The sequence below is a fragment of the Novosphingobium acidiphilum DSM 19966 genome, assembly GCF_000429005.1.
Classification (GTDB): domain Bacteria; phylum Pseudomonadota; class Alphaproteobacteria; order Sphingomonadales; family Sphingomonadaceae; genus Novosphingobium; species Novosphingobium acidiphilum.
In genome coordinates, this window is the sequence record NZ_AUBA01000014.1 from 93153 (window position 1) to 102514 (window position 9362).

12 protein-coding genes and 1 tRNA gene are annotated in these 9362 nt (G+C 63.6%); 11 read left to right on the forward strand and 2 right to left on the reverse strand.

The genetic code is table 11. From position 1 onward, the window contains the following. Positions 1 to 56: 56 nt before the first annotated feature. The 9 genes from G404_RS0112830 (at position 57) to G404_RS0112870 (ending at position 6946) form a co-directional block, all read left to right on the forward strand. On the forward strand, positions 57 to 341 hold the full coding sequence (locus G404_RS0112830; protein ID WP_028641445.1) for an STAS domain-containing protein: 285 nt from the start codon (positions 57 to 59) through the stop codon (positions 339 to 341). Further along, positions 338 to 2512 (forward strand): chemotaxis protein CheA, encoded by a 2175-nt coding sequence (locus G404_RS0112835; protein WP_028641446.1) that lies wholly within the window; start codon positions 338 to 340, stop codon positions 2510 to 2512. Before G404_RS0112830 ends, G404_RS0112835 begins: the two co-directional genes overlap by 4 nt. Beyond that, positions 2509 to 3381, forward strand: a complete 873-nt coding sequence (locus G404_RS0112840; RefSeq protein ID WP_028641447.1) for a CheR family methyltransferase — start codon at positions 2509 to 2511, stop codon at positions 3379 to 3381. Before G404_RS0112835 ends, G404_RS0112840 begins: the two co-directional genes overlap by 4 nt. After that, entirely contained in the window at positions 3378 to 4415 is a 1038-nt protein-coding gene (cheB, locus tag G404_RS0112845) for a chemotaxis-specific protein-glutamate methyltransferase CheB (RefSeq protein WP_028641448.1), read from the forward strand. The genes G404_RS0112840 and cheB overlap by 4 nt, the downstream gene beginning before the upstream one ends. 3 nt (positions 4416 to 4418) lie before the next feature. Further along, positions 4419 to 4979 (forward strand): chemotaxis protein CheD, encoded by a 561-nt coding sequence (locus tag G404_RS0112850; protein ID WP_036521347.1) that lies wholly within the window; start codon positions 4419 to 4421, stop codon positions 4977 to 4979. A 46-nt stretch (positions 4980 to 5025) separates the two neighbouring features. Beyond that, the gene (locus G404_RS0112855; RefSeq protein WP_084601306.1) at positions 5026 to 5397 is read left to right on the forward strand and encodes a response regulator; all 372 of its coding nucleotides are present in this window, start codon (positions 5026 to 5028) and stop codon (positions 5395 to 5397) included. Between the two features lie 25 nt (positions 5398 to 5422). Next, complete coding sequence (locus G404_RS0112860; RefSeq protein ID WP_028641451.1) at positions 5423 to 5866, forward strand: chemotaxis protein CheW; 444 nt, start codon at positions 5423 to 5425, stop codon at positions 5864 to 5866. A gap of 32 nt (positions 5867 to 5898) precedes the next feature. Beyond that, the gene (locus G404_RS0112865; protein WP_028641452.1) at positions 5899 to 6153 is read left to right on the forward strand and encodes a hypothetical protein; all 255 of its coding nucleotides are present in this window, start codon (positions 5899 to 5901) and stop codon (positions 6151 to 6153) included. Between the two features lie 121 nt (positions 6154 to 6274). Then, on the forward strand, positions 6275 to 6946 hold the full coding sequence (locus G404_RS0112870) for a glutathione S-transferase family protein (protein ID WP_028641453.1): 672 nt from the start codon (positions 6275 to 6277) through the stop codon (positions 6944 to 6946). Between the two features lie 32 nt (positions 6947 to 6978). Here the strand turns inward: G404_RS0112870 and G404_RS0112875 are convergent, their stop codons facing one another. Continuing rightward, positions 6979 to 7923, reverse strand: a complete 945-nt coding sequence (locus G404_RS0112875) for a complex I NDUFA9 subunit family protein (protein ID WP_028641454.1) — start codon at positions 7921 to 7923, stop codon at positions 6979 to 6981. A 224-nt stretch (positions 7924 to 8147) separates the two neighbouring features. On the opposite strand from G404_RS0112875, the gene G404_RS0112885 reads away from it, so the two are divergent. Both G404_RS0112885 and G404_RS20995 read left to right on the forward strand, forming a co-directional pair. Beyond that, positions 8148 to 8234: transfer RNA gene (locus tag G404_RS0112885), tRNA-Leu, on the forward strand. 179 nt (positions 8235 to 8413) lie between these two features. Then, positions 8414 to 8800 carry a DUF6538 domain-containing protein gene (locus G404_RS20995; protein ID WP_028641455.1) on the forward strand — a complete coding sequence of 129 codons (387 nt, stop codon included), beginning with the start codon at positions 8414 to 8416 and terminating at the stop codon, positions 8798 to 8800. Positions 8801 to 8983: 183 nt separating this feature from the next. Here G404_RS20995 and G404_RS20105 read toward each other — a convergent pair whose 3' ends face one another. After that, a complete protein-coding gene (locus G404_RS20105; protein WP_211230780.1) occupies positions 8984 to 9295 on the reverse strand; it encodes a transposase in 312 nt (103 codons plus the stop codon). Between the last annotated feature and the right edge of the window lie 67 nt (positions 9296 to 9362).

Genomic DNA, 9362 nt, shown 5'->3' on the forward strand with positions numbered 1-9362 from the left:
GGGCAGGCATTCTTCGCCGCATCCCGGCCAAGTCCAAAAGGGAACCTTCGTTGTCCATGGAACCGATCAGCCTGCCATCCCGATGCGACCGGGCCGCTGCGGAGGCGTTGTTGCCGGAAATGATTGCCGCGCTGGGTTCGGGTCCGCTGGCCATCGATGCGCGCGCCTGCACCCAGATCGGCCAGGCCATGCTGCAGATCCTGATCGCATCACGCCGCACGGGTGAAGGCGCGGTCATCGATGCATCGCCGCACTTGCGCGACACGGCGCGCAGGCTGGGGCTTGAGGCCGAACTGTTCGACGATGTGCCGGTGCTTTCGAAGGGGAGTGCAGTGGCATGAATGCCGATGAAATCCAGGCAATCTTCTTTGCCGAATGCGAAGAATCACTCGCCGCGGCCGAACAGGGCCTGGCCGCGTGCAAGGCCGGCACGCATGACCACGACACGATCAACGCGGTGTTTCGCGGGGTCCATTCGATCAAGGGCGGCGCGGGCGCGTTTGGCTATATCGCGTTGCAGGGCTTTACCCATACGTTCGAAACGCTGCTGTCCGACGTGCGCGATGGCACCGTGGCGATCACCGATGGGCTGATCGACCTGATGCTGGGCGCGCTCGACACGCTGAGCGATCATGTCGCGGCCGCGCGCGGACTGGGCGAAACCCCCGACGATGGTGCGCTGCAGGCCGAATTGACGGCCGCGATGGCTGCCAACGCCGGCGTCGCACCGATGCCGGCGCCCGCACCTGTCGTTACAGCGGCGGTCGCGCCCGCGTTTGACGATGATGACGGCGAACCGCTGAGCGATTTCGACTTTTCCGCGATGCTTGACGACATTGCCGGTGCCCTCGATGCCGCTGGTGCGGACAGCACATCGGGCGATGCCCCCGTCGATGCGGCCTGGGCCGTCAAAGTGCGCCCCCATGCCGGCGCGATGCGCAACGGCAGCGAACCGCTGCTGATGCTGCGCGAAATTCTCGACCTGGGCGGCCAGTGCGTCGATTGCGATGTCAGCCAGATCCCTTCACTCGACACGATTGATCCGGGTACCGGGTATCTTGGCTGGACGTTTGCGCTGCCGTCAGGCGTGGCGCAGGCAGCGGTCACCGACATTTTCGATTTTGTCGGCGACGGGTGCAGCCTGGTGTTCGGCGATGCCACGCCGATGCCGCCGGTGCGCCCGCAGGCAACCTCGATCAAGGCGGCGTCCCCCCCCGCGACACCGCTTGCCACACTGCCATCCAGCGCGGCCGTTGCCGGGGCCGAGCCGCCGATTGCGCCGGTGCCGGCCCCCACCAGTGGCGTAGCCACACCACCCGCACCGCCCGCGATGGGCCAGTCGATCCGTATCGAACTGGGCAAGCTGGACAAGCTGATCGATGCGGTGGGCGAACTGGTCATCGCCCAGGCGATGATGGCCCAGCGACTGGCCGGCGATGGCCTGGCCGTGACCGAAGAGCTGACCATGCTCGAAGGCCTGACCCGCGATATTCAGGAATCGGCCATGGCGATCCGCGCCCAGCCGATCGGTTCGGTGTTCAGCCGGGTGCCGCGCATCCTGCGTGAATTGACCAGCAGCACGGGCAAGCACGTCCGGCTCGAGGTTTCGGGCGAAAGCACCGAGCTGGACAAGACCGTGATCGAAAGGCTGGGCGAGCCGCTGACCCACCTGATCCGCAATGCTGTCGATCATGGCATCGAACCGGCCGAGGCGCGGCTGGCCGCGGGCAAATCACCCGAAGGCACACTGACCCTGTCGGCAGAACACCGTTCGGGCCGCATCCTGATTCGCATCGGCGACGATGGAAAAGGCATCGATCGCGATCGGGTCCTGGCCAAGGCGGTGGAAAAAGGGCTGGTGGCCCCCGATGCGCAACTGTCGCGCGAAGAGATCGATCAGCTGATCTTTGCGCCCGGTTTTTCGACCGCACAGACGATTACCAATGTCTCCGGACGCGGCGTCGGCATGGACGTGGTGCGCCAGAACGTAAAGGACCTGGGCGGGCGCATCACGATCGAATCCGAACCGGGCAAAGGCACCACGTTCACACTGACCCTGCCGCTGACACTGGCGATCTCGGACGGGATGGTGGTCAATGTCGGCGATCAGACGCTGGTCGTGCCCCTGGCCAACGTGGTTGAAAGCCTGCGTCCGGAACCCGGCGAGGTCAAAGGCCTGGGCGCAAACCGCGCGATGATCAATGTGCGCGGCCGGTTCATTCCGGTGCTGCCGCTGCACATCGCAGTGGGCGCCGCGGGCGCGGTCGAAGCCGCCGAACACGGCGTGCTGATCGTGGTCGAAACCGAAGGCGCCGGCCGTGCCGCACTGCTGGTCGATGCGATCTGCGATCAGCGCCAGGTGGTGATCAAAAGCCTCGACACGCATTATCGCTCGGTCGAGGGGGTTGCGGGTGCAACCATCCTGGGCGACGGGCGCGTGGCGCTGATCGTCGATGTCGACGGGCTGGTCGCCCACAGCCTGGCCGATATCGGCCTGAGCGAGGCGGCATGAACCTGTCTGCCGCCTTTTCCGATGCCCTGCCGGGGATCAGTCCCGACATCTATGGCGCCGACGATTTTCGCGCGATCAGCGAAATCGCCTATCGCGAAGCCGGGATTGTGCTGCCGCAGGGCAAGGCGATGCTGGTCTATTCGCGTATCGCCCCGCTGGTGCGCGATGGCGGGTGCGCCACATTCGGTGCCTATGTCATGCGCATCCGCGAAGATGCGGCAGAGCGTCAGAAGGCGATCTGCGCGCTGACCACCAACCACACGTTCTTTTACCGCGAATCGCATCATTTCGAACACTTCCGCGACACCGTGCGCCCGCACCTGCTGCAACGGCTGGACCGGGGCGGAAAAGTGCGGATGTGGTCGGCCGGCTGTTCCAGCGGCGAGGAAACCTGGTCGCTGGGCATGACATTGCTCGGTCCCGATCGTCAGGCGGGGCTTGCGCTGGCAAAACGCGACATCCGCATTCTGGCCAGCGATATTGCCACCCACGCGCTGACCAAGGCGATGGCCGCCCGTTATCGCGCCGACGATCTCAAGCCCGTGCCCGAAGCCTTGCGCACGGCATGGACCACCCCGTGCGGCGACGAGGCCGAGATTGCCGCAGAATTGCGCGCAATGGCACGTTTCCGGACGCTCAATCTGCTGGGCGATTGGCCGATGCAGGGCCGGTTTGACGTAATTTTTTGCCGCAACGTCATGATATATTTTGATAATCCCACAAAAGAACGACTTGTGGCGCGCTTTGCCGAAATGCTCGAACCCGATGGCACATTGTATGTCGGACACAGCGAACGCGTCACCGGACCCGCGCTTGATCACCTCATGCCGATGGGGCCCACCGTCTATCGCCGGAGAACTGCCGCATGAGCGCTGCCCAACCCGCCATACGCGTGGTCATTGTCGAGGATTCTCCGACGATGCGCGCCATTCTCAAAACCCGGCTGGAACGCGATGGCGATATCGTCGTGGTCGGTGCCGCAGCCGATGCGGCCCAGGGCCGCATGATGATCCGCGAACTCGATCCCGACGTGGTCACACTCGATGTTGAAATGCCGGGCATGAACGGGCTCGATTTTCTCGAAAAGATCATGGCTTTGCGGCCAACCCCGGTGATCGTGGTGTCGGGCTCAACGCAAAAGGGTACCGAAACGACCGCGCGCGCGCTCGCGCTGGGTGCGGTCAATTGCTATGCCAAAACCGGACATTCGGGCGGCCTGCCGTTCGACGATGGCGGGATGCTGGCCGGCCTGATCCGCGAAGCATCGCGCGTGCGCTTTGGCGAGCGGGGCCCTGCACCGCAACGCGTGGCCAGCGATCTGCGCACATCGCTGAAAGAGCGGCCGCGCCTGATTGCGGTCGGATCGTCCACCGGCGGGGTCGAGGCGTTGCAAATTCTGCTGGGTGGATTTCCGGCGGATTGTCCGCCCACGCTGATTGTGCAGCATATCGCCATGCGGTTTGCCCCCGCGGTGGCCCGCACGCTCGATCAGAATTGCCCGCCGCGTATCCAGCTGGCCGAACCCGACCTGCCGCTGCGCGATGGCCATGTCTATCTGGCGCCGGGCGATGACCGTCACCTGAGCGTCGGCGGCAGCGCTTTGTGCTGTCGACTGCGCCAGGGCGAACGGGTGTCGGGCCATGTGCCATCGGTGGATGTGCTGTTTCAATCGGTGGCCAAGTCGGTGGGGGCCAACGCCATCGGGATCCTGTTGACCGGCATGGGCAGCGATGGCGCGCAAGGGCTGCTCGCCATGGCCCAGGCCGGCGCGCACACGATCGCGCAGGACGAGGCAACTTCGATCGTGTTCGGCATGCCCCGTGCGGCGATCTCGCTCGGCGCGGCCGGAGTGGTCGCCCCGATCGGGCAGATCGCCCGCCATGCCTTCAGCAAGGCGGCCTGAGCGATGTTCGAACAAAGAATCCAGCCTGCCGGCACCCTTGTACCCGAACGCATCACGGTCATGCAGGGCCAGGCCATGGTCAGCGGCGAACCCGGCGCCGAAATGTCGACCGTGCTGGGCAGTTGCGTCGCGCTGTGCCTGTTCGACCCCGATGCGCGACTGGGCGGCATGAACCATTTTTTGCTGGCCGAACCGCCCGCCATGGCCAGCGGTGCCTCGGTCGACGAATTCTATGGCACATATCTGATGGAACTGCTGGTCAACCAGATGCTGGGCAGGGGCGCGCGCAAAAGCCGCCTGAAGGCGCACCTGTACGGCGGGGCCAACGTCAATCGCAACATGATGCGCATCGGCTCGGCCAACGCCGATTTTGCCCGCAGCTTTGTCCAGCGCGAAGGGATCGAGTTGGTCCGTGCGGATCTGGGGGGGAACAGCGCACGACGCGTCGATTTCCGGCCCGCGTCGGGCCAGGTGCGGTGCCGCACTGTAGAAGACCGCTTTGCCCCGCCCGTCCAGCCCTCCACCCGTCCAGCAAAGGCCACCGGCGATGTCGAACTTTTCTGAAACCCAACCCGCCCCGAATCTGACCCCAACCAGCGAGCCAGCCTGCATGAACACCACCACCCGCATTCTTACAGTTGACGACAGCCCGTCGATGCGGGCGCTGCTCAACCACGCGCTCACCACCCAGGGGTTTGACGTTGCCCAGGCCGAAGACGGTCTGGCCGCACTTGACTGGCTGGCGTTGAACGAGGTCGATGTCGTGATTACCGACATCAACATGCCGCGGCTTGACGGGTTTGGCCTGATCGAGCGGCTGCGCGAAGGCAGCCGCCATCGCGATCGCCCGATCCTGGTGCTGACCACGGAAAGCAGCGAAGAGAAAAAGGCGCGCGCGCGCGCCGCCGGCGCCACCGGATGGATCGTAAAGCCGTTCGACCCCGCAAAGCTCGTCGCCGCCGTGCGCCGCATCGCGCATTGATCATCCTGCACCCTGGAGAATGGTGATGCCCCGTGAACTCATCACGTTTGAAGTCGAAGGACAGGTGTTCGGGCTCGACATCATGTCGATCCGCGAAATCCGTGCGTGGAGCCCCACGACGCGCCTGCCGCGCGTGCCGCATTATGTCGCGGGCGTGGTCAATCTGCGCGGAACCGTGCTGCCGGTGGTCGACCTGGCTGCCCGGCTGGGCTGGCGCGCCACCGAGCCGACCCCGCGGCATGCGATCATCGTCACCCAACTGGGCGCCCAGGTCGGCGGATGGATCGTCGATTCGGTCAGCGACATCGTGACAGTGCCCGACAACACCCTGCAACCACCTCCGCCAAGCGCGGGGCACGACACGGTCGTGCCGTTCCTCGACGGGCTGGCCGCGATCGATGATCACATGGTCATGGTGCTCAATCTATCCGCGCTGAGCGACGGTGCACAGGTTGCAGAAGCCGCCTGACGCACCCGCGCCCAGGTCCAGGAGAAACACGCATGGCCAATGTCGCCACCCATCGCCAGATCGCGGTGGTGCTGGAAGAACTGTCACAGGAGGTCGAAGCACTGGGCGGAGCCCTGTGCGTCGATATGGACATCGTCATGCGCCATATCGACACCTTGCAGGCCATTGATCTGATTGCCCAGAAGCAGCGGTCGCTGGCATCGCTGCTGGTCGCCGATTGCCCCGAGGCGAGCATCGAGGACATCGCCATAGACACGTTGCGCGAACGGATGCGTCTGCTGCGTTGAAGCCGCGCGCGCGCCGGCCAGGACCGTCCCGCCCACCCCGGCGATGCCGGCAATGCGGAAAGACCCTGAAGTCTGATCGTTTTGCTTGGCTTTGCGGGGCTGGCCATTATGGCATGTGACGATGTGGTACCTTTACCAATTCCCGATCTGCCCCTTCAGCCGCAAAATCCGCCTGCTGCTCAGCGAAAAGGGCGTCGGCTACGAACTCGTCCGTGAAAACCCGTGGGAACACCGCGAGGAATTCCAGATGCTCAACCCGGCGTTGCGCACCCCGGTGCTGACCAATCCCGAACGCGGGCTGGTGCTGGTCGACAGCCGTGCGATCGCCGAGTATTTCGAAGAAACCGTCGACAAGGCACCCATGATCAACGGCAGCGCGGCAAACCGCGCCGAAATCCGCCGCCTGGTCGCGCTGTTCGACGAAAATTTCTTTGCCGGTGTGACCGGCCCGATGCTCGATGAACGCATGAAAAAGCGGCTGATCACGCGCCAGCCGCCCGATGCGCGCGCGCTGCGCCAGACCATCCGCCTGGCCAACGACTATCTCGATTATGTCGATTTCCTGATCGACAACCGCCCCTGGCTGGCGGGAGCGACGATGAGCCTGGCCGATCTGGCCGCCGCGGCGCAGATCTCGGTGGCCGATTACCTGGGGGGGATCGACTGGTCACAGCACGAACAGGCCCGCGGCTGGTATTCGGCGCTGAAAAGCCGCCCCAGCTTTCGCCCGCTGCTGACCGAACGCATGGACGTGATCAAGCCACCCGAACACTATGGCGACGTCAACGCCTAGCCGTTCGGGGCCCCGCCTGCCGAACCGCCTGCTTACGCCACCTTTGCGCCAAACCGGCCGTGCTTGCGGAATGTCACCAGCCAGCGGTTCAAAAACAGATCGAGCGGGCGCGGATTGACACCGAGCGCGCGGATACCGGGCAGCGTATCGGACGCAACATTGCCCTGGCGCAACAGCGCCAGCTGATCGCGGCTGATCGGGGTCAGTGGCATTGCGGCAATCAGCGATGCCAGGCGTTCGGGCAGGGGCACGATGATCGGTGAACGCTGCGTCGCGCGGGCGATCCGGCGATTGAGGTCCATCACGCTCAAGGCTTCGGGGCCGCCCAGTTCATAGATCAGCCCTGCATGGGGCACAGGGTTGGCCAGCACGTTGCCCACCGCCCGGGCCGCATCGTCGACATCAAGCGGCTGCAACAGCGCCGTGGGCGCAAACACGGGCAGGATCGGCAGCGCGGTGAACCCGGCAAACAGGTTCAGGAAATTGTCGTCAACCCCGAACAGCACCGAAGGGCGCAGCACCACCGCCTCGGGCCATGCGGCCAGCACGGCCGTCTCGCCTTCGGCCTTGGTGCGGGCATAGCCCACAGGCGATGCCGCATCGGCACCGATCGCGGAAATGTGCACAAAGCTGGTGGCCCCGCGCGCGCGCGCAATCGCGGCGATCTGCCCCGCACCCCTGCCCTGCACCGCATCCAGATTGCCGGCAAATGCGCCGACCAGATTGACCACCGCATCCACCCCGGTCAGTGCAACCTCGAGCGTGTGCGGCTTGGTCACATCGACGGCAACCATCTGGACCTGACCCAGGCCCGCCAGCGGTTTGACCTTGAACGCCTTTTCCGGATGGCGGCTGGCAATGCGCAGCCGCGCGCCGCGATCAAGCAGTTCCTGCGCCAGGTGGCGGCCGAAAAACCCGGTCCCGCCGACCAGCGCCACAAGCTTTCCGTCCAGATCGCGCACTTTGCCGATGGTCATGCCCAGTCCTTGCCAAAAATCATCCGCGATTCGCCGGACCACACCGGCCCGGACCGCACTGTCAGGCGGCCCAATGGCACACCGGCCCCCATCGATTCAATCACCAACCACACCGCCAGGCGGCGGATTCGCAATCTTTGACGCAAACCCTTGTTGACAGCCCCGCACACACCCCTTATCGGCGCCCTCCTACCCGGCGGAAGGCCCACAGCCCAACGCCCCGTGCCCAGATGGCGGAATTGGTAGACGCACCAGCTTCAGGTGCTGGCGCTCGCAAGGGCGTGGAGGTTCGAGTCCTCTTCTGGGCACCAGTCTTTCCCAAGACATTGAAAATATTGTAAAATTACCCCTAAAGGGTCCCATAAATCGCGTCTGCTACACCGGACTGCTACGGGATTCGGCCTCCAAAAGCCTTGGAAATCCTGAGAAAACCGCCAAAAACGGTGTCAGAAACTGCTACGGTAAACTGCTACGGAAAATGCCCTGTGGCATGTTTCTCAGGGGTGGACAGTTCTATTACCGTAAGACGGTGCCTCAGGATGTTTTCAGGCTGATTGGTAAGGCTGAAATCTGGCGATCATTGCGGACTGATAGTTTTCAGATTGCTGCCCACCGTTTGCCCATGGTCATGGCTAACATTGAATCTCAGATTGAGAATGTAAGGCTAAAGGCTGGCTTTCAGTGTGATCACTATCTTCTCAAGGGGTTGAATAATTTAGATATTATTGAGAGTGAGAAGAGTAGTGAATCATTGTCACTGGTAAGTCAGCGTAGGGATGATCAGCCTGCTTCACCGTCCTTGACGCTTGGAGAGGCTTACCAACGCTATATGGATGATCCTACACACACCTGGAGCGTCAGGACGCGTGAGGCGTAACCATCACCGTCCAAGACGGCCGTCCATCGCACGCGATCGGCCAAGTCCTCCCGCCCCATTTTGCGCAGAATTCCACATTCATGCGCCAGTATCAGTTCCTCTCCGGCCTTACCCAAGGCACGGTTACGAGCATCGCGTTCGGCCACATCATACTTGCGGCTCATTGCTACCATGAAATCAGGATCAACCGGCGGAGGTTCGTTTCGTTGTCCGGGCGCAGGGCCTATCCGCCATGATCTCGGCCAGCGTCACGGCAACGTTCTCCCAGACACCGGCTTCACTCCATCGCCGGAACCGACGGTAGATGGTGTTCCAACTGCCATATTTGGGCGGCACGTCGCGCCACGGAGCGCCGCAGCGGAGCCGCCACAGAATTCCGTTGATGATCGAGCGATTCTGCTCGGGCGGCCTGCCTCGGCCACGGTTCTCAGGCTGAATGGGCAACAAGCCCTTCAGAACGCGCCATTCCGCTTCGGTGAGATCGCCCCTGCTCAAGCCTGCCTCCAAAAAGCAGCCTTGAATCAATCCTCTCGCGCCTCGTCAATCGTTCTCAGCGTAAGGC